The sequence below is a fragment of the Streptomyces sp. NPDC045470 genome (genome assembly GCF_040646595.1).
In the GTDB taxonomy this organism is placed as follows: Bacteria; Actinomycetota; Actinomycetes; order Streptomycetales; family Streptomycetaceae; genus Streptomyces.
Genome location: NZ_JBEZAN010000016.1, coordinates 131,024 through 151,444, shown reverse-complemented (window position 1 = coordinate 151,444; position 20,421 = coordinate 131,024). Strand labels below are relative to the sequence as shown.

13 protein-coding genes and 1 pseudogene are annotated in these 20,421 nt (G+C 74.4%); 10 read left to right on the top strand and 4 right to left on the bottom strand.

Going from position 1 to position 20,421, the window contains the following annotated elements; genetic code table 11:
• Positions 1–29: 29 nt before the first annotated feature.
• Positions 30–1,835, bottom strand: a complete 1,806-nt coding sequence (locus AB0A97_RS32575) for a DUF5691 domain-containing protein (protein WP_361156724.1) — start codon at positions 1,833–1,835, stop codon at positions 30–32.
• 181 nt (positions 1,836–2,016) lie between these two features.
• Positions 2,017–3,390, bottom strand: coding sequence for an SWIM zinc finger family protein (locus tag AB0A97_RS32570; protein WP_361156721.1), 1,374 nt, complete (start codon positions 3,388–3,390; stop codon positions 2,017–2,019).
• A gap of 247 nt (positions 3,391–3,637) precedes the next feature.
• Here AB0A97_RS32570 and AB0A97_RS32565 point away from each other — a divergent pair, with 247 nt between their 5' ends.
• The 7 genes from AB0A97_RS32565 (at position 3,638) to sucD (ending at position 13,377) form a co-directional block, all read left to right on the top strand.
• Positions 3,638–4,771 carry an AAA family ATPase gene (locus AB0A97_RS32565; protein WP_361156720.1) on the top strand — a complete coding sequence of 378 codons (1,134 nt, stop codon included), beginning with the start codon at positions 3,638–3,640 and terminating at the stop codon, positions 4,769–4,771.
• The gene (locus AB0A97_RS32560) at positions 4,768–7,452 is read left to right on the top strand and encodes a DUF5682 family protein (protein WP_361156719.1); all 2,685 of its coding nucleotides are present in this window, start codon (positions 4,768–4,770) and stop codon (positions 7,450–7,452) included. The genes AB0A97_RS32565 and AB0A97_RS32560 overlap by 4 nt, the downstream gene beginning before the upstream one ends.
• Positions 7,449–8,621: a VWA domain-containing protein gene (locus tag AB0A97_RS32555; RefSeq protein WP_361156716.1), complete on the top strand. Its 1,173-nt coding sequence runs from the start codon at positions 7,449–7,451 to the stop codon at positions 8,619–8,621. Before AB0A97_RS32560 ends, AB0A97_RS32555 begins: the two co-directional genes overlap by 4 nt.
• Before the next feature lie 171 nt (positions 8,622–8,792).
• Positions 8,793–9,767 carry a hypothetical protein gene (locus AB0A97_RS32550; protein WP_361156714.1) on the top strand — a complete coding sequence of 325 codons (975 nt, stop codon included), beginning with the start codon at positions 8,793–8,795 and terminating at the stop codon, positions 9,765–9,767.
• A 127-nt stretch (positions 9,768–9,894) separates the two neighbouring features.
• Positions 9,895–10,812 (top strand): hypothetical protein, encoded by a 918-nt coding sequence (locus AB0A97_RS32545; protein WP_361156712.1) that lies wholly within the window; start codon positions 9,895–9,897, stop codon positions 10,810–10,812.
• A 475-nt stretch (positions 10,813–11,287) separates the two neighbouring features.
• Entirely contained in the window at positions 11,288–12,469 is a 1,182-nt protein-coding gene (gene sucC, locus AB0A97_RS32540) for an ADP-forming succinate--CoA ligase subunit beta (RefSeq protein WP_361156709.1), read from the top strand.
• Positions 12,470–12,492: 23 nt separating this feature from the next.
• Positions 12,493–13,377 carry a succinate--CoA ligase subunit alpha gene (gene sucD, locus AB0A97_RS32535; RefSeq protein WP_003986215.1) on the top strand — a complete coding sequence of 295 codons (885 nt, stop codon included), beginning with the start codon at positions 12,493–12,495 and terminating at the stop codon, positions 13,375–13,377.
• Between the two features lie 548 nt (positions 13,378–13,925).
• On the opposite strand, the pseudogene AB0A97_RS32530 reads toward sucD, so the two are convergent.
• Positions 13,926–14,399, bottom strand: a pseudogene (locus AB0A97_RS32530) (sigma factor-like helix-turn-helix DNA-binding protein); the annotation flags it as partial.
• A 348-nt stretch (positions 14,400–14,747) separates the two neighbouring features.
• On the opposite strand from AB0A97_RS32530, the gene AB0A97_RS32525 reads away from it, so the two are divergent.
• Positions 14,748–16,802 carry a DUF6350 family protein gene (locus AB0A97_RS32525; RefSeq protein ID WP_361156706.1) on the top strand — a complete coding sequence of 685 codons (2,055 nt, stop codon included), beginning with the start codon at positions 14,748–14,750 and terminating at the stop codon, positions 16,800–16,802.
• Between the two features lie 74 nt (positions 16,803–16,876).
• On the opposite strand, the gene AB0A97_RS32520 is transcribed toward AB0A97_RS32525, so the two are convergent.
• The gene (locus AB0A97_RS32520) at positions 16,877–17,920 is read right to left on the bottom strand and encodes a hypothetical protein (protein ID WP_361156704.1); all 1,044 of its coding nucleotides are present in this window, start codon (positions 17,918–17,920) and stop codon (positions 16,877–16,879) included.
• A gap of 277 nt (positions 17,921–18,197) precedes the next feature.
• Here AB0A97_RS32520 and purN point away from each other — a divergent pair, with 277 nt between their 5' ends.
• Both purN and purH read left to right on the top strand, forming a co-directional pair.
• Positions 18,198–18,860 carry a phosphoribosylglycinamide formyltransferase gene (purN, locus tag AB0A97_RS32515; RefSeq protein ID WP_361156701.1) on the top strand — a complete coding sequence of 221 codons (663 nt, stop codon included), beginning with the start codon at positions 18,198–18,200 and terminating at the stop codon, positions 18,858–18,860.
• Positions 18,857–20,416 (top strand): bifunctional phosphoribosylaminoimidazolecarboxamide formyltransferase/IMP cyclohydrolase, encoded by a 1,560-nt coding sequence (gene purH / locus AB0A97_RS32510; protein ID WP_361156698.1) that lies wholly within the window; start codon positions 18,857–18,859, stop codon positions 20,414–20,416. The genes purN and purH overlap by 4 nt, the downstream gene beginning before the upstream one ends.
• Positions 20,417–20,421 lie beyond the last annotated feature (5 nt).

Genomic DNA, 20,421 nt, shown 5'->3' with positions numbered 1-20,421 from the left:
GTCACGGGCCGGCTCCACCCGCACCCGCGTCATGGGGCCAGCTCCGCCCGCATCGTGGCGCGCAGCCGCAGCGTGCCCACCAGACGCTGGAACGCCTCGGACCAGTAGCCGACCGCACCGGGGGAGCCGTCCGCCGGCTCGTCCGGCGCCGTCGTGAGCATGGCGAGCCGGTCCGCGACGTCCGGGTCCAGACACCGCTCGGCCAGGCCCATCACGCCGCTGAAACTCCACGGATAACTGCCCGCGTCCCGGGCGATGTCCAGCGCGTCCACCACCGCCCGCCCCAGCGGCTCGGTCCACGGCACCGCGCACACCCCGAGCATCCGGAACGCGTCGGACAAGCCGTGGGCCGCTATGTATTCCGCGACCCATCGGGCCCGTTCCTCCTCGGGCAGCACCGTCAGCAGCCGTGCCAGGTCACGTGACGAACCGGCCGGGCTGTCGGGGGACGCGCTGCCGGACATCGCGGCGGCGGTGGTGACGGAGGCGGCAGGGGCCGTGGAGGCGGTGGCGGCGGGGCCGATGGCGTACGTGCCGGAGCTTTGCGCGGCGGCGGCCGGGGCGCCGAGCAGGGCGCGCGTCCAGGCCACGTCCCGCTGGCGTACGGCGGCCCGGCACCAGGCGTCGTGCAGCTCGGTACGCCAGCCGTCGGCCACCGGCAGGGCGACGATCTCGGCCGGTTCCCGGCCGCCCAGCCACCCGCTCCAGCACTTCAGCGGCGCGGCCTCCAGCAGTTGGCTCAGCCACCAGGCCCGTTCGCCCCGGCCGGTCGGCGGCCTGGGCACCACGCCGTCGCGCTGCATCGCAGCGTCGCACGCACGCGGAGCCTGGACGACGAGCGCCCAGGCGTCGTCGCTCCCCACGGCCTGCGTACCGGAAGGGTCCGTCAGGTGGGCCGCCGTGCCGGACGGGTCCGTGCCGTCCTCCGTACGGACGAGGGAGACGCAGGCACGGGCCCGGCCCGCCATGCGTGCGGCGAGCGCGGTGCCGGGCAGGGCCGACAGCAACTCGGCGGCCGTCCCGCGGACATTGCGGCTGCGGTCGGACAGCGCCTGCTCCAGGAACGGCTCGTCGGCCATCGACAGGCCCTCCCGCAGCGAGTCGAGGAACATCAGCCGGTCCTCGGCGCGCTCGCTCGACCAGGTGGCGGCCAGGAGGGCCAGCCCGGCCGCCGGGTCACGGCGGCGCAGCGCCGCCAGCAGGGAGACCCGCTCCGCGAACAGCCCCTCCTCCCACAGTGTGCGTACGGCCTCCGGCTCGTCGGCGCCGGGCAGCGCGGCCGTGTTCCCGACGCCGCGCAGCGCGAACTTCCACTCGTCGTTGAGCCGGGCCAGCCACAGCGCCCGCGGCCCGGCGAAATCCAGTGCGGCCGCGCGCAGATCCGTCCGCGCGCGGGCCGCGTCGAGCAGCGCGGGCAGCAGCGCCTCGGGAGCGCGGTATCCGTGCTGGGCGGCAGCCGCCAGCCACTGCGGCAGCAGCTCGGTCAGATCGGGTGCCGTACCCCGGCGGTGACCGCCGCCGGCGCCGTTCCGGTCGGCGAGCAGCAGCGCGAGCCGGCGCCGCGCGGCCGGTGGCAGCGGCGGCCGCGGGTCGGCCGGAGCCGGTACGGGGCGCTCGCGGGCGGGCGCCGGGCGCAGCGCCGCCCGGCGCCGGACCGTGCTCACCGCGGCCGCGTCCAGGAGCGCGGCCGCGGTGCTCCGGCCCTCGCGGGCGGCGACCGGCGGGGTGCGGCGCTCCGTACCGAGCAGCGCCGAGCTCACCAGCTCGTCCCAGGAGGGTTCGGGCGTGGCGGCGGGCCCGAGGCGGGTGCCGTGGGCGCCGGGTGCTTCGATCATGGTCTTCCCCCGGACGGTGATCGGACAACGGACATCGGGCGAGTGGGCGGGTGATGGGGCGGGCGATGGGGTGGGAGATCGGGCGGAGGGCTGGACGGTTGGCTGGACGGGCGGTCGGGAGGGTGGCCGGACGGGCGACCGGTCGGAGGAGGGGGTGGTGACGGGGCGCGGAGTGGCCGGGTCACAGAGCGACCGGGTCCGGGTCCCAGGTGGTCAGGGGCACGAAGCCGCGGTGCCCGCACTCGCCGAACACCGTGACCGGTTCACCGCCGGATATGGCGGCCAGGCGCCACAGCCCCGACCGCTCCGCGCAGCGCGGGTCCACCGGCAGCGCTGACTCCCCGTCCGCGTCAGCCAGTTGCCACGGCTCGCCGCCCTGGCCCGGTACGGGGACGATGTCGGCCAGGACCACCGGCCAGGCGTCCAGCCAAGGGTCGTCGCGCAGCGCGTCGCCGTACGCGGCCAGCGCGGCGTCGGTGCCGCCGCCCGGTGGCGGTCCCGTGACCGGGACCGGATCGGCGTGCCGTGTGCCCAGGACGACGCGCAGCGGGCGCGCGCCCGGGTAGTAGGCGAGGTCGGCGTCCAGGACGAGCCCGCTGGGCAGCGAGAGGTCCAGGGCCCGGTCGGGTCCGCCGAAGGAGAGATGCAGGGCCATACGGCCGGTCCGCTCACCGCGCAGCCATACCCGACGGCTGGTCAGCACGCCCTCTTTCGCGTCCTGTTGGGCGAGCACCAGCCAGCGGTCACGCACGGTGGCGGTGTCCGGGCCGGCGAGCACGTCCGCCGTGTCGGTGGTCAGCCCGACCCGGGTGCGGACCGTCGCGGCCAGCGCGGGCGGCAGCCGGTCGATGCCCAGGAACGCCTGGTCGAGGAGGTGGATCAAGGCGCATTCCGCGAGGAGCCGGGACGGCCAGTCCGCCCTGGACGCCACGGTCGGGCCCAACTCCCGTACCCGAGCCGCCAGGCCGGGCGCCTGCGCGTCGACCATGCGGGCCGCGATCTCGTCCCAGGTGCCGGGTCCCGCACGGTCGGCGGTGGCCAGCCCGGAGCGCAGCAGATCCTCCAGCCGTTGCTCCAGCTCGGTGGCGCCGGCGGCGATCCGACGGGCGCGCGACGCAGCCCGCCGCCGCGCGGCCTCGGGCGCCGCGAGAGACGGTGAACCAGGCGGTGCCGTAATGGCGTTGGCGCCCGCCGACGCCTTCTGCTGCTCACGTTGCCGACGGGAGGTGATCCACTCCTCCGCCCACGCGGGAGGCTCGCCGCTGGTCACGGCCCCTTCCCCGCCCGCCCACATGAGCAGCAGGCCCAGTGCGTGCTTGCACGGGAACTTGCGGCTCGGACAGCTGCACTTGAAGGCCGGTCCGGCCGTGTCGACGACGGTGCGGTACGGCTTGCTGCCGCTGCCCTCGCACAGGCCCCACACCGCCCCGTCCCGTGTGCCGGTCTCCGGCCACGAGTCCGGTGTCGCGAGCCTGCTGCCCGCCTTGCGTGACGGTGCGTCGGGCGCGAGCGCGAGCACGTGATCCGACGTCCAGCGTTCCCCCTGCGGATTCATGCCCCAAACGCTACGAGCCCCCACTGACAATCGCCCTGACCAGCGAAGATCCGCCTTGTCACGACCTCCGTCGCCGCCGAGGGCGGGGCGAGGTGGCCTGCTCCGTCACGTATCAGCATGTCGCCGCTGAAATAGCAGGTCAGAGCCAGGTTTCCGGTGATTGTCAGTGGTGTGGTGCAGGGTTGTTCACGCAAGCGGCCGGCGGAGGCGGGGTATCGGCCGCAGACCGTGCGACGAGGGGGAGACCATGCCCGAGAACACCACCGAAGAGGCCGCCGGAGGCCCCGGCGCCGACGGCTCCGCGCAGGTGCTGCGGCCCCACGCGGAGGACGCGTTCGCGGACGAACTCAAGGCGCTGGCGGCGGCCGACGACCGGCCGCGCCCCGAGCGCTGGCGGCTGTCACCGTGGGCGGTGGCGACGTATCTGCTCGGCGGCACCCTGCCGGACGGCACGGTCGTCACACCGAAGTACGTGGGCCCGCGCCGGATCGTCGAGGTCGCGGTGACGACCCTCGCGACCGACCGCGCGCTGCTGCTGCTCGGCGTCCCCGGCACCGCCAAGACCTGGGTGTCCGAGCACCTGGCGGCAGCCGTCAGCGGCGACTCGACCCTGCTCGTGCAGGGCACGGCCGGCACACCGGAAGAAGCCATCCGCTACGGCTGGAACTACGCGCAACTGCTCGCCCACGGCCCGAGCCGGGACGCGCTGGTGCCGAGCCCGGTCATGCGGGCGATGGCCCGGGGCATGACCGCCCGCGTGGAGGAACTGACCCGCATCCCGGCCGACGTCCAGGACACCCTCATCACCGTCCTGTCGGAGAAGACCCTGCCGATCCCGGAGCTGGGCCAAGAGGTCCAGGCGGTGCGCGGCTTCAACCTCATCGCCACGGCCAACGACCGCGACCGCGGGGTGAACGAGCTGTCCAGCGCCCTGCGCCGCCGCTTCAACACGGTCGTACTGCCGTTGCCCGCGACGCCCGAGGAGGAGGTCGGCATCGTCTCCCGGCGCGTCGACCAGATCGGCCGCTCGCTGGACCTGCCGCCCGCCCCCGAAGGGACGGACGAGATCCGCCGCGTCGTCACGGTCTTCCGGGAACTGCGCGACGGCGTCACCACCGACGGGCGCACCAGGCTCAAGTCCCCTTCGGGCACCCTCTCCACGGCCGAGGCCATCTCCGTGGTGACCGGTGGCCTGGCACTGGCCGCCCACTTCGGGGACGGCGTGCTGCGGTCCGGCGACGTGGCGGCGGGCCTCCTCGGCGCGGTGATCCGCGACCCGGCGGCCGACCGCGTCGTATGGCAGGAATACCTGGAAACCGTGGTGCGCGAGCGCGACGGCTGGAAGGACTTCTACCGCGCCTGCCGCGAGGCCGGCGCATGAATGCCCGGGCGGACCGGCCGCTGCTGCTGGGGGTGCGGCACCACGGACCGGGCTCGGCGCGGGCGGTCCGGGCGGTCCTGGAGCACCACGAACCCCGCGCCCTGCTGATCGAAGGGCCGCCGGAGGCGGACGCGTTGGTGGCGCTGGTCGCCGACGAGGCGATGCGGCCACCGGTCGCGTTGCTGGCCCATGTGCCCACCGACCCGGGGCGGGCGGCGTTCTGGCCGCTGGCGGAGTTCTCCCCGGAGTGGGTGGCGATCCGGTGGGCCCTGGCCCATGACGTACCGGTGCGCTTCATCGACCTGCCCGCGGCGCACTCCCTGGCGTTCGAGGCGGACGGGGAGGACGCGGGCGGGGAGGACGGCGGGGACGGCGCCGGGGAAAGCCGCCCCGACGGAGGGACGGGGGCCGACCGGGCGGCGGCGCGCATCGACCCGGTGGCGGTGCTCGCCGAGGCCGCCGGGTACGACGATCCGGAGCGCTGGTGGGAGGACGTGATCGAACACCGGGCCCACGCGAGCGCGTACGGGCACGGGAACGGGGCCGAGAGCGTCGGCGAGCGCGAGGAAAGGGCCGGGGACGGAGTCGGGCTCGGGCTCGGCAGCGGGGGTGCCGCGGTCGCCGATCCGCTCGCGCCGTTCGAGGCGCTGGCCGAGGCGATGGGGGCACTGCGCGAGGCGTACGGCGCCGGCGGGCACGACCGCGACCTGGTGCGCGAAGCCCATATGCGGCTCCGGTTGCGGGAGGCGCGCCGGGAGTTCGGGGACGGCGTCGCCGTGGTGTGCGGGGCGTGGCACGTCCCGGCGCTGGCCCGGCGTACGACCGTGACCGCCGACCGGCGACTGCTCAAGGGCCTGGCGAAGGTGAAGCCCGAGGTGACGTGGGTGCCGTGGACCCACCGCAGGCTCTCCCGCCGCAGCGGGTACGGCGCGGGCATCTCCTCGCCCGGGTGGTACGGCCACCTCTTCAGCGCGCCCGACCGCCCCGTCGAACGCTGGATGACCAAGGTCGCCGGACTGCTGCGCGAGGAGGACTACGCCGTCTCCTCCGCCCACGTCATCGAGGCCGTACGGCTCGCCGAGGCCCTGGCCGCGATGCGCGGCCGACCGCTGGCGGGACTGGCCGAGGCCGGTGACGCGGTGCGCGCGGTGCTCGGCGAGGGCTCCGACGCGCCGTCCGCCCTCGTCCACGACCGCCTGGTCGTGGGGGACGTACTGGGACAGGTGCCGGACAGCGCTCCGGCCGTACCGCTCCAGCGGGACATCGCGCGCAGCCAGCGCTCGCTGCGCCTCAAACCGGAGGCGGCCGACCGGGAGCTGGACCTCGACCTGCGCAAGGAGACGGACGCCGGGCGCAGCCGGCTGCTGCACCGGCTGCGGCTGCTCGGCGTGCCGTGGGGCGAGCCGGTACGGACCCGCGCGAGCACCGGCACGTTCCGGGAGAGCTGGCGGCTCCGGTGGGAGCCCGAACTGTCCGTCCGGGCCGCCGAGGCCGGCATCTGGGGCACGACGGTGGCGGCGGCCGCGACCGCCAAGGCGGAGTCCGACGCCCTGGCCACCACCGCCCTCGCCGGCGTCACGGCACTGGCCGAGCGCTGTCTGCTCGCAGCCCTCCCGGACGCGCTGCCCGTGGTCATGCGGGTGCTCACGGACCGGGCCGCGCTGGACGCGGACGTGGGGCACCTGGCCCAGGCGCTGCCCGCGCTGGTCCGCTCGGTCCGCTACGGCGACGTACGCGGCACGGACGCCGCCGCACTCGCCGAGGTGGCCGCCGGGCTGGCCGAACGGGTCTTCGTCGGCCTGCCACCCGCCTGCACGGGCCTGGACACGGACGGCGCCGCCGACATGCGCCGGCACCTGGACGCCACGCACCACGCGGTGGGGCTGATGGACGAAGGGCCGGCGAGCGTTCCGGCAGCCGGGACCGGCGCCGTGGCCCCGGGTGCGGCAGGGGCCCGGGGTGAGGCAGCGGCCCGGGGCGGGACAACGGTGCGGGGCGAGGTGCCGGCGCGGGGCGAGGCAGGGGCCCGGGGCGGCGGACTGCGGAAGCGCTGGGCGGCGGTGCTGCGGAAGCTGGCCGAACGGGAGCCGGTGCCGGGCCTGCTGCGCGGGCGTGCGGTCCGGCTGCTGCTCGACGACGGGCGGCTGACCTCCGAAGACGCGGGACGGCTGATGGGGCTGGCCCTGTCACCCGGCACCCCGCCGGCCGAGGCGGCAGGCTGGATCGAAGGGTTCGCGGGCGGTGACGCCGGCGGGCTGCTGCTGGTGCACGACGAACGGCTGCTCGCCCTGGTGGACCGTTGGCTGGCCCGCGTACCGGCGGACTCCTTCACGGACGTTTTGCCGCTGCTGCGCCGTACGTTCGCCGAGTACGAAGCCGGAGTGCGGCGCACACTGGGCGAGTTGATACGCCGCGGACCGGCCGGGCCCGACGGCCCCGACGGGCCTGGTACCGGACAGGGCGCGGGACAGGCCGGCCACGAAGCAGCGATACCGGGCTTCGGCCCCGGGCTGGACCGCGACCGGGCAGCAGCAGTGCTGCCGACCCTGCGCATGCTGCTGGGCCTCACAGAGGGCTTCGAGGAGAGCCGCGGGGAGAGCGCCGAGGACAAGGGCCTCGGGGAGAAAGGCTCCGGGGAGGTCCCCGCGGAGGGGCGGACGACAACGGGGGTGCGGGGATGAGCGGGACGGGCGAGGCACAGGAGCGGCTGCGGCGGTGGCGGCTGGTGCTGGGCGGGGACGGCGCCGACGGGACCGGCTGCGAGCTGCGGGGGCAGGACGCCGCCATGGACGGGGCGCTCAGCGCCCTCTACGGAAGCCGCCGCCCGGACGGTCAGGGCGGCGGGGGCGCGCGCACGGCGGGCCTGGGCGCCTCGGCGCCGAGCGTGGCCCGCTGGCTGGGGGACATCCGTACCTACTTCCCCACCTCCGTCGTCCAGGTCATGCAGCGCGACGCGATCGAACGGCTCGGGCTGTCCGCGCTGCTGCTGGAACCGGAGATGCTGGAAGCCGTCGAGGCCGACGTGCACCTGGTGGGGACGCTGCTCTCGCTCAACAAGGTCATGCCGGAGACGACGAAGGAGACCGCGCGGGCCGTGGTGCGCAAGGTCGTCCAGCAACTGGAGAAACAGCTCTCCACCCGTACCCGCGCCACGCTCGGCGGCGCCCTGGACCGGTCGGCGCGCGTCAGCCGCCCCCGGCACCGGGACATCGACTGGGACCGTACGATCCGCGCGAACCTCAAGAACTACCTGCCCGAACACCGCACGCTCGTCCCCGAACGGCTGGTCGGCCACGGGCGGGCCGCGCAGTCCGTGAAGAAGGACGTGGTGCTCTGCGTCGACCAGTCCGGGTCGATGGCGGCCTCCGTCGTCTACGCCTCCGTGTTCGGCGCGGTGCTGGCGTCCATGCGGGCCGTCGCGACCCGGCTGGTCGTCTTCGACACCACGGTGGTCGACCTGACGGACGAGCTGGACGACCCGGTGGACGTGCTCTTCGGCACCCAGCTCGGCGGCGGCACCGACATCAACCGCGCCCTGGCCTACTGCCAGTCGCGGATCACCCGGCCCGCCGACACCGTCGTCGTACTCATCAGCGACCTCTACGAAGGCGGCATACGCGACGAGATGCTCAAACGCGTCGCGGCGATGAAGGCGTCCGGCGTGCAGTTCGTGACGCTGCTCGCGCTGTCGGACGAGGGAGCGCCCTCGTACGACCGGGACCACGCGGCAGCCTTGGCCGCCCTCGGAGCCCCCGCGTTCGCCTGTACGCCCGACCTCTTCCCGGAGGTGATGGCGGCCGCGATCGAGAAGCGTCCGCTGCCGATACCGGACATGACGGAGCAACGGTAACGAGAGCCTCAGGGGGCTTGCGGGGCCCCTGGCCTGTCGTGCAAGGATCGGGGCCCGCCGGCGGGTTGGCCGTAGCGCCCGCACCGGCCGCGTGTCCGCGGCCGGTCATGCCCCGGCTTTCCGTACGCCCTGGCTCCCCGCGTTTTCCGGCCCGCCGAAAAGGATCTCCGCGTGTCTGCTGCGTCCGCCCTTCCCGCCGCCGCGCGCCTGCCGCGCAGCGCGGCGGTGCGGCGTGTGCTGCTGGCGGGGCTGTTCCTGGCCGGGTTCGTGGCGCTGGGGTGCGCGTTCGGCGGCGGTGCGCAGGCGGCGGACGGTTCGGCGAGCGCGAAGCCGCCTGCCGGGGCGGTGACTCCGGCCGTGCCGCAGGCGGCGGTCAAGGCTTCGGCGGTCGAGGCCGGGCGGGAACTGCGGCGCGGCGGCAAGACGGCCGCGGGCGCGGTGGCGGAAACGCCGGTCGGCAAGGCCGTGCGGCCCGTTGCCGAGCGCACCGCACCGGCTGCCGGGCAGGCAGCCGATCCCGTCACCGAAACCGGCCCCGACCCCGTCACCGAGCCGGTCGCCGGGCGGGTCACCGAGCCGGTACGGGACGTGGTGCGCGAGGTGCGCCAGGTGGCCGACGCGGGCTCGCTCCCCGTAGAGCTGCCGGACCGGATTCCCGGTGTCGGCGGTGACGGTGACACCGGGCGTGGTGACGGGCCCGGCGAGCAGCCGGGCCAGGGCTCCGGGCCGCAGCGCGGCACCGGCCCGCAGCATCCCGGAGCCGGTGATCAGCAAGGGGCCGATGGCTCCAACTCGGCTCATTGTGCGGCTGGTTGGGCGGAAGCGGGTGAGCTGCGGGGCGCTTCGTCACACCCTGTGCAGCACGCCGACTCGGCGTCGGAGCGGCGGCCCGGACAGGGCCACGGCAGCCTCCCCGGGCTCCCGGGATTCCCCGGGCTCCCTGGCCTCCCCGGCCAGCTTCCGCAGGTACCCGCCTCGTCGGCCTCGCACATCGTCGGCGACGGCCACGGTCCCCGCGGCGGGGAGCAGTTCGCCGCCGTACCGGCACATTCCGCGTACTTCGGGCTGGTGCCCGGAGGCGTCCTCGCGGCCGCCGAGCCGCCCACGCGGCAGCGCGCCGCCGACATCCTCGAATTCCCGGGCTAGGGCAGACCTCCGGACCTTCAGCGTCCGGGGCCCGTCCGCAGACGACGCGTCTGCACAGGACCTGCCGCGCGGGGGCGGGACAGGTCTGCCCGTCGAAACCCCTGAATTCGAAGGACATTTCAGCATCATGCGTCAGCACATCCGTCGTTCCATCGTCGTAGCCGCCGCCGCTTCCGGCCTGTGGGCCCTCGGTTCCGTCGCCGCCAACGCGGCCGGCCTGCGCGGCACCACCGACCTGCCCGCCGCCGGTGCGGTCACGGACGCGGTCACCGACACCGTCAGCGGCACGGTGCGGGACAAGCTGCCGGCCGGTGACGTGGCCGGTACCGCCGAGAAGACGGTCAAGAAGACCGTGGACGGTGTGGCCGGTCAGGTCGCCGGAGTCACCGGCGGGGACGTCCACACCCAGGACCTGCCCGCCACCCCGAAGGTGCCCAGCACCTCGAAGCTGCCCGCCACCCCGGAACTGCCTGCGGCCGGTGACCTGGCCAAGGCCACCGACCTCGGCAAGGCTGCCGACCTCGGCAAGACCCCCGACCTCGGCAAGGCTGCCGACCTGGGCAAGGCGGCGGACCTCGGCAAGGCCGCTGATCTGGGCAAGGTCGCCGACCTCGACAACACCGCCGCCGACGTCCTGCCGCCCGTCGCCCAGCGCGTCGTCGGCAAGGTCGTGCCGGTCGCCCAGGGTGCCGTCGGCGGTGTCGGTCGGCTGGCCGATGACGTGAAGGGCCGGGCGACCCCGTTCGTGCAGGGCGTGGCCGCGGACGCCACCCCGTTCGCGCAGGGTCTGGTCGGCACCGTCAAGGACGACGCCTCGGGCATCGCCGGGGGCGCCACCGCCGGGCTGCACGGTGAGCTCCCGGGCCGGACCGTGCCCGCCGTACCCGCAGTTCCTGCGGTGCCCGCCGCGCCTGCGGTGCCCGCCGTACCCACCGACCTGACCAACCCCGCCAACGTCCCGGCGCTCCCGACCCTGCCGGGCACCACGACCCTCCCGACCACTCTGCCGACCCTGCCGACCGCCCTCCCGGTCCAGGGCGCCTGACCACCCCCGCCAGGCGGCCGGGCGTAAGCACAGGGTGGTGTGCCGTACGCCCGTACCGCCGCCCATGGCGGCAGTGAGCGAGCAGCCGGGCGGTTCCCCTTGGGAGGGAGCCGCCCGGCTCCGCGCTGTGCGCGGGACCGAACGGGCAGACGGGCAGACGGGCAGACAGACGGACGGGCAGACAGGCGTACGGGCGGACGGGCGGAGCGGGCCGTCCACCTGGCGGCCACCCGCCCGTACCCCTGTGTGATCTGTGACCACCGTCTCTGTGACTGTTATCACCGCCGCAGTGTGATCTGCGATTTAGGGCGGCCGGTCCTGCGGGGATAACCTGCGAGACGGACATGCCGCGTACCGGTCACCGTGTACGCCTCCCTCAGTGACAGCGCAGTCACGTTGCCCTTCGCGGCACGCCCATGCAGACAACGAACCGCGATCACTACGGCGATTCTGAGTAGACAAGGGACGGACGCGCGTGGACCTGTTCGAGTACCAGGCGAGGGACCTCTTCGCCAAGCACGGTGTACCGGTGCTGGCCGGTGAAGTCATCGACACGCCTGAGGCGGCACGCGCGGCGACCGAGCGCCTCGGCGGCAAGTCCGTCGTCAAGGCGCAGGTGAAGGTCGGCGGCCGCGGCAAGGCCGGCGGCGTGAAGCTGGCGGCGGACCCGGACGAGGCCGTCGCCCGCGCGACGGACATCCTCGGCATGGACATCAAGGGCCACACGGTCCACAAGGTGATGATCGCCGAGCTGTCCCCGGAGATCGAGGCGGAGTACTACGTCTCGTACCTCCTCGACCGCACCAACCGCACCTTCCTGGCCATGGCCTCGGTGCAGGGCGGCATGGACATCGAGGAGGTCGCGGCGAAGACCCCCGAGGCGCTCGCCAAGGTCGCGGTCGACTCCAACGAGGGCGTCTCGATCGAGAAGGCCCGCGAGATCGTCGCGCAGGCGAAGTTCCCGGCCGAGGTGGCCGAGGGCGTCGCCGAGGCCATGGTGACCCTGTGGGAGACCTTCGTCGCCGAGGACGCGCTCCTCGTCGAGGTCAACCCGCTGGTGAAGACCAAGGACGGCCGCATCCTGGCGCTGGACGGCAAGGTCTCGCTCGACGAGAACGCCGACTTCCGCCAGCCCGAGCACGAGGCCCTGGAGGACAAGGCAGCGGCCAACCCGCTCGAAGCCGCTGCCAAGGCCAAGGGCCTGAACTACGTCAAGCTCGACGGTCAGGTCGGCATCATCGGCAACGGCGCGGGTCTCGTCATGAGCACCCTGGACGTCGTCGCGTACGCCGGTGAGAAGCACGACAACGTCAAGCCCGCCAACTTCCTCGACATCGGCGGCGGCGCCTCCGCCGAGGTCATGGCGAACGGCCTGGAGATCATCCTCGGCGACCCGGACGTCAAGTCCGTGTTCGTCAACGTCTTCGGTGGCATCACCGCCTGCGACGAGGTCGCCAACGGCATCGTCCAGGCCCTGGAGCTGCTGAAGTCCAAGGGTGAGGACGTCACCAAGCCGCTGGTCGTCCGCCTGGACGGCAACAACGCGGAGCTCGGTCGCAAGATCCTGAGCGACGCCAACCACCCGCTGGTCCAGCGTGTGGACACCATGGACGGCGCGGCCGACAAGGCCGCCGAGCTCGCCGCGGCCGCGAAGTAAGGGACAGAGGGAACCAGACCACCATGGCTATCTTCCTCACCAAGGACAGCAAGGTCATCGTCCAGGGCATGACCGGTGCCACGGGCATGAAGCACACCAAGCTCATGCTGGGCGACGGCACCAACATCGTCGGTGGCGTGAACCCGCGCAAGGCGGGCACCGAGGTCGACTTCGACGGGACGTCCGTGCCCGTCTTCGGCTCGGTCGCCGAGGCGATGGAGAAGACCGGCGCCGACGTGTCCGTCATCTTCGTGCCGCCGAAGTTCGCCAAGGCCGCCGTCGTCGAGGCGATCGACGCCGAGATCGGCCTGGCCGTCGTGATCACCGAGGGCATCGCCGTGCACGACTCGGCCGCCTTCTGGGCGTACGCGTCGAGCAAGGGCAACAAGACCCGCATCATCGGCCCGAACTGCCCCGGCCTGATCACCCCCGGCCAGTCCAACGCCGGCATCATCCCGGGCGACATCACCAAGCCCGGCAAGATCGGTCTGGTGTCGAAGTCCGGCACGCTGACCTACCAGATGATGTACGAGCTGCGCGACATCGGCTTCACCTCGGCCGTCGGCATCGGTGGCGACCCGGTCATCGGCACCACCCACATCGACGCCCTGGAGGCCTTCGAGGCCGACCCGGAGACCGAGCTGATCGTCATGATCGGTGAGATCGGCGGCGACGCCGAGGAGCGTGCGGCCGACTTCATCAAGGCCAACGTCACCAAGCCGGTCGTCGGCTACGTCGCGGGTTTCACCGCGCCCGAGGGCAAGACCATGGGCCACGCCGGCGCCATCGTCTCCGGTTCCTCCGGCACCGCCCAGGCGAAGAAGGAGGCCCTGGAGGCCGCCGGCGTCAAGGTCGGCAAGACCCCGTCGGAGACCGCGCGCCTGGCGCGCGAGATCCTCGTCGGCTGATCGCGCCACGCGTCGGACGCGGGCCCGTACCCCTGGTGGGGGTGCGGGCCCGCGCCTTTTGTGCGGACCCTGACCCTGGACTCTGTCCCTGCACGTGCCCTTCCCCGCCTTCCTTCCCGCTGCCCCGCTTCCCCGGGCCCCGGCTACCGCGCCTCCGGAGCGAGGAGGCCGGACCGGACCACGTTCCGCCGGACCGGGCCGCCGGCCGCGGCCTGCTGCCGGGTGCGGGCGTGCTTCGCCTGCTCCGTACGGGGGCCCCGGGCCTTCGCGCCGGGCGTGGGGGACGCGGACAGGGCCGGGGGCCCGGCCTCGGGGCGGCCGGGCAGCGGGTCCGTCGCCTCGTTGACGAGGGTGAAGGCCGTCGCCGCCGCGATGACGGCCGTCAGCCCGAACGCGCCCTGTGTCATCCGGCTGACCGTCCGCTCGCCGCCCGTGCGTACGGCTGCGGCGGCGGGCGGCGCCACCGGATACAGGGCGGCCAGCCCGGCCAGCCGTTCGCGCAGGATCTCCCGCTGGCGTACGGGCGTCTCGGCGGCCAGGCCGAACGCGGGCACCCGTTCGGCCACGGCCCGGCGCGCGTGCAGCAGCCGTCCGGCCGTCGCGGGCGTACTGGCCTCCACCTCGGCCGCCGTCTCGCTCAGGTCCAGGCCGAGACCGTCGTGCAGGAGCAGCGCCCGCCGGTAGGCCGCAGGCAGGCTGAGCAGGGCGTCCCGCAGCGCGCGCTGCGGGGGAGTGGCGGGCGGCGCGGCGGGCACCCTGGGTGAGGGCCGCTGCCCGGCCCGCAGACCCGGGCGCATACGGTGCCAGGGCGACAGCGCGTACTCGTGCACCATGGCGCGTACCCTGCCCGCCGGGTCGGGGTCGACCGCGACCTCGGGCCAGCGCTGCCAGGCCGCCTGGAACGACCGTTCGACGGCTTCCTGGGAGAGGTGGGGCAGGCCGGTGAGCACGATCGCCTGGCGGGTCAGGTCGTGCGCGTGCCGGGTGTAGAGGGCGTCGAAGGCGGCTGCGGGGGTGAGGGAGGCGGTCCCGGCGCTGACTGATACTCCATCAGGAACCGTTTCCCGTTCCGTTGCTGACGGGGCGTCGGGTGTTGTCGGCGTGGTCTCGGCGGTCTTCCTCGGGCGTCCGGGGCGCCCGGGACGGTCCGGACGCACGAGGCGTCCCAGGCGGCCCGTACTTCCCAGGCGACTTGTGCTTCCCGGGCGGCCCGTGCGCACGAGGCGGCCCGTGCGCCCCGGGCGACCCAGGCGACCGGGGCGTCCAACGCGTCGCGGCGACGTGAAAAGGTACATAAGCATATATTGAGCGACACGTCCGGCAATTGCCTGCTCCATGGCGGAAACGTGTGTTGTTGGCAGCATGGCCGGGTGAGCCAATTGACCGACCGCGGACCGACGTTGTCCTCGCGCGGCCGGGCCTCCACCCAGCGGTCCTCCGCGCTCGGCACCGCCTTCCTCGGCGGAGTGCTGGCGGCGGGGCTCGGGCTCGGGGCCCTCGCCGTCGCGGTACTGCTGCTCTGGGTGGCCTCCCCCTACCCGGACACCGACCCGTCGCGCGCCCTGCACCTCGCCGCCGACCTGTGGTTCCTCGCCCACGGCGGCGACCTCGTACGGACCGTGGCCGCCTCCGGCGGCGCGTCGCCCGTCGCCGTGACGCCGTTGCTCCTGATGGCCCTGCCCCTGTGGCTGCTGTACCGGTCCGCGCGGCACGTCCTCGAAGTCCCGTCGCAGCCCGCCCACCCCCCGAAATCCGCCGGCCCCGGCCTCCTCCACCCCGAGGACATCGACCCGGAACCCACGCCCCGCCAACTGCTCGGCTGGCTGCTGACGGGATATCTGCTGGTCGCGGCCGCCGCCCTGCTGTACGCCTCGACGGGCCCGCTGCGTGTCGAGCCGCTCAGCGCCCTGCTGTACGTACCGCTGGTCGCCGTGGCAACCCTGACCGTGGCGGCCTGGCACTCTCTCGGGCCCACCGCCTTCGCGCCGCTGCCCGGCCCGGTCCAGCGGGCCCACGACCGGCTGCCGGCCGGGCTGCGGGCCGCACTGCGGGGCCGTCGGCTGGCCGCCGCGGCGCGCGCGGGCGCCGCGGCCCTCCTGGTGCTGCTGCTGTGCGGCGCGCTGCTGGTGCTCCTCGCGCTCGGCTGGCACGCGCCCGCGGTCCGGTCCGAGTTCCTCGCGCTCACCCACGACTGGGCGGGCCGGTGCACCGTGCTGCTGCTCAGCCTCGTACTGCTGCCGAACACCGTCGTGTGGGGACTGGCGTACGGGCTCGGCCCCGGCTTCACGCTCGGCGCGGGCAGCACGGTCGGCCCGCTCGCGGCCGTCGGACATCCGGCCCTGCCGCACTTCCCGCTGCTGGGCATGGTCCCGGACGCGGGCGGCACCGGCCCGCTGCACTGGCTGACCGCCGCGGTGCCGCTCGCCGTCGGCGTCGCACTGGCCCGGTACGCCGCGTTGCCCGCGAAGGCCTACGCGGCCGCCTCACGCGCGGCCGCCCGGCCCGGAACGGACGAGGAGGCCGGGGCCGGAACGGACGAGGGGGCCCGGCCCGGAACGGACGAGGAGGCCGGGGCCGGAACGAAGGAGGGGGCCGGGGCCGACGCCACGCCTGCCGCGCCGACGACGGCGGACGTCGAGTGGACCGGCTGGCGCGGGACGGCCGCGGCCGCCGGGCTCGCCGCACTCGGCTGTGCGGTGGCGTCGGCGCTGCTCGCCGGACTGGCGGGCGGCGCGCTGGGCACCGCGGCGCTGGCCCGCTTCGGACCCGGCTGGTGGCAGACGGGGCTGGCGGCGCTGGCCTGGACGGTGCTCATCGGCGTTCCGGGCGCTCTCGTCGCGCGGGCCTGGTGGCTGCGCGGCGTGCCGCGCCCGCCGAAGCCCGTACGGGAGCCGCGCGAGAAGCTCCGCAAGCGGCTGTGGCGCGGGGGAAAGCGGCTCGGTCCGGTGGCTCTCCGTGCCGCCGGACGGTGGACGTGGGCCGCCTGCCGCTTCTGCTGGGCCGCGCTGCGGCGTACGGTCCGGCGGATCCGGCGGCGGGCTGTACGGCACGCTGTCGCCCGGCCGCCCCGTCGCCGGGCACGGCACCGCCGTACGGCTGGCGGCGACGCTCCGTACGGCCGCGACCACCCGGGCCCCGGCCCCCGCACACCGTCGCCGCCCACGGACCCCGGATCTCTCACGCCCCCGGCGCGCCCGTCACCCCTGCCACCTCCATCCCCACTGCCGCCTCCGCCACCCCAATCGCCTCCGTCGTCCCCGTCGCCGCCGCCCGCCCCCTGGCACGACGCCAGTACCCGCCGGGCCCGCTGGTCGGCACTCCGGGCCTCCTCCGGCGGCCTGATGACCGACTTCGAGCCCGCCGTACCGCCCCATGAGGAAGCCCCGGGGCACCCCTCGCACCTCTCGCCCCCCTCACTCCCCTGACTCCCCGGAAACACCTCAGCCGCCGACCCCAAGGGCGGCGGCTGAGAGAGACGCGGGGTCCGGCTCCGGCCGGGCTACTCCTTGTCGGCCCCGAGCAGCGGGCGCAACTGCTCGGGGAGCTGCTTCTCGCAGGAGTGCTGGGCGGACCGGGTCAGGGCGTCGTTCACGCAGGTGAAGTAGTCGCGGTAGACGAGCTGGACCGTGTAGGTGGCCGCCACCATGGCCAGCGCCAGCGAGGCGGTGACCAGGCCGGCGACCGCGGCCGTCGTCTGCGGGCGGGTGGAGACCGCCGGGGTGCGGTCCGCGGCGGACGCGCCGGAGTCCGTACGGGGCGCGGCCTGGCCCGAGACGTCGGCGGCCGTGGCGCGCGCGCTGCCGGACCGCGCGCCGTTGCCCGTACGCGCCGCTTTGGCCCGCAGGGAGCTGATGCCCCAGTACAGGGCGAGCGTCGCCAGCAGCAGCGCGATCTCCGGCAGGTTGAACAGCACGAAGAAGAAGCCCCACATACCGGCGAGCAGTGCGTAGCGCGCGCGGCGCTGGGCGGGGTCGGTCGGGTCCCAGCGCAGTCCGCCCGAGTTCCCGGGGCCGCCCTGGCCCCCGGGCTGCTGGTTGTTGCGGCCGCTCTGGCGCGTACCGAAACCGCCGCCCTGGCGGCCCGGCTGCCGGCTGCTCCACTGGTTGCCCCAGGAGGGCTGCTGCCGGTCGCCCGGCCCGTCCTGGTCACCGTCCTGGTCCTGGCCGTGGCCGCGGGGCTGCCACGGCTGCTCGGGAGCGTCGGCGGGCGGCGGCGCGAACGGATTGCCGCGGTCCCGCCCGTCCTGACCGCTTCCGCCCCGATCGCTTCCGCTTCGATCGTTTCCGCCCTGTCCGTCCCCGTCCTGCCCTCCCGCGTCCTGACCGGAGGGGTGGGAATGGGCCCGCTCCCTGGCCGGTCCTCCGGACGGGCCCGACGAACCCGACGGACCCGACGAGCCCGGAGCACCCGCCCCCGCGGAATCGGAGGACGGCTTGCGCTCGCGCAGCAGCACCGCCCCGGGCGCGACGGCGGGCTGGGGGCACCCCCCGGCGGTGGCCGGGAGAGGGAGGAGGAGGGCCGCGCGGCGGCGTCGGTCCGGCATCTGGAGTGTGTCTTCCCCTTGTCTCGTCCGTACGTCCGACGGGTGGCCGGGCGGGCGGATACCACGAACAGCGTGCGTTCTCACGCCCGACGCTACCTCTCGCGTGCGCCCCCGTCCCGTGGGGGCCGCGCGGTGTGCCGGTATCGTTGCTGACGGTCGGCGCCTTCGTAGGGTTCCCCGGTTTTCGGTCACCCCTGTTTTTGTACGACCGCACAACCTGCACACCGCCGTACAGCAGCACCGCCGTACAGCAGACCGCGCGAGAAAGAGTCCCGCCGTGGCCTCCGCTTCTTCTTCATCCGCTTCCGCCGCCGTGCCCGCCGCTTCCCCGGCCCGCATCGTCGTGCTCGTCTCCGGTTCGGGTACGAACCTTCAGGCACTGCTCGACGCCGTCGCCGCCGAGGGGGCCCTCGCGTACGGGGCCGAGGTGGTCGCGGTCGGCGCCGACCGCGACGGCATCGTCGGCCTGGAGCGCGCCGAGCGGGCCGGGCTGCCGGTCTTCGTGTGCCGGGTCAAGGACCACGCGGACCGGGCCGCCTGGGACCGCGCGCTGGCCGAGGCCGTCGCCGCGTACGAGCCGGACCTCGTGGTCTCGGCCGGTTTCATGAAGATCCTGGGCGCGGAGTTCCTCGCCCGGTACGGCGGCCGGATCATCAACACGCATCCGGCCCTGCTGCCGAGTTTTCCCGGTGCCCACGGTGTGCGCGAGGCTCTCGCGTACGGCGCCAAGGTCACCGGGTGCACCGTCCACTTCGTCGACGACGGCGTCGACACCGGCCCGGTCATCGCCCAGGGTGTGGTCGAGATCCGGGACGAGGACGACGAATCCGCGCTGCACGAGCGCATCAAGGAAGTCGAGCGCAAGCTGCTCGTCGAGGTCGTGGGGCTGCTGGCCCGGCACGGCTACCGCATTGAGGGACGAAAGGTACTGATCCCGTGACCGCCGAAGCAAGGAAGCGGCCCGTACGCCGGGCGCTGGTCAGCGTCTACGACAAGACGGGCCTCGAAGAACTGGCCCAGGGGCTGCACGCGGCGGGCGTCCAGCTCGTCTCGACGGGCTCGACGGCCGCGAAGATCGCGGCGGCCGGCGTCCCGGTGACCAAGGTCGAGGAGCTGACCGGCTTCCCCGAGTGCCTGGACGGCCGGGTCAAGACGCTGCACCCGAAGGTGCACGCGGGCATCCTCGCCGACCTGCGGCTGGAGGACCACCGGCGGCAGCTCGACGAGCTGGGCGTGGAGCCGTTCGACCTGGTGGTCGTCAACCTCTACCCATTCACCGAGACCGTGGCCTCCGGCGCCGAGCCGGACGCCTGCGTGGAGCAGATCGACATCGGCGGGCCCTCGATGGTGCGCGCCGCCGCCAAGAACCACCCCTCGGTCGCCGTCGTCGTCAACCCGGACCGCTACGCGGACGTGCTCAAGGGCGTCGCGGACGGCGGCTTCGACCTTCAGGAGCGCAGGCGGCTGGCGGCCGAGGCGTTCCGGCACACCGCCGAGTACGACGTCGCCGTGGCCTCCTGGTTCGCGGGGGACTACGCGGGTGACGGCGGCGAGTTCCCCGGCTTCCTCGGCGTGACGTACGCGCGCAAGAACGTGCTGCGCTACGGCGAGAACCCGCACCAGGCGGCCGCCCTCTACACAGGCGGCTGCGGCGGCCTGGCCGAGGCCGAGCAGTTGCACGGCAAGGAGATGTCGTACAACAACTACACGGACACCGACGCCGCGCGCCGGGCCGCGTACGACCACAGCGAGCCCTGCGTCGCGATCATCAAGCACGCCAACCCGTGCGGCATCGCGATCGGCGCGGACGTCGCCGAGGCGCACCGCAAGGCGCACGCCTGCGACTCGCTGTCCGCCTTCGGCGGCGTCATCGCCGTCAACCGCCCGGTGTCCGTGGCGATGGCCGAGCAGGTCGCGGAGATCTTCACCGAGGTCATCGTCGCCCCGGACTACGAGGACGGCGCCGTCGAGGTGTTGTCCCGCAAGAAGAACATCCGGGTGCTGCGCTGCCCGGAGGGCCCGCAGCCGCCGGCCGAGTTCAAGCCGATCGACGGCGGTGGCCTGGCCCAGGTCAAGGACGTGCTCCAGGCCGAGGGCGACGACCCGGCCCACTGGACGCTGGCGGCCGGCGAGCCGCTGGGCGACACCGAGCTGGCCGAACTGGCCTTCGCCTGGCGGGCGTCGCGCGCCGTGAAGTCCAACGCGATCCTGCTCGCCAAGGACGGCGCCACGGTCGGCGTCGGCATGGGCCAGGTCAACCGCGTGGACTCGGCGAAGCTGGCCGTGCAGCGGGCCGGTGAGGAGCGGGCGCGCGGCTCCTACGCCGCCTCCGACGCGTTCTTCCCGTTCCCGGACGGCCTGGAGGTGCTGCTGGAGGCGGGCGTCAAGGCCGTCGCACAGCCCGGCGGTTCGGTCCGTGACGAGCAGGTGATCGAGGCGGCGAAGGCCGCGGGCGTGACGATGTACCTGACCGGCACCCGGCACTTCTTCCACTGAGCCGC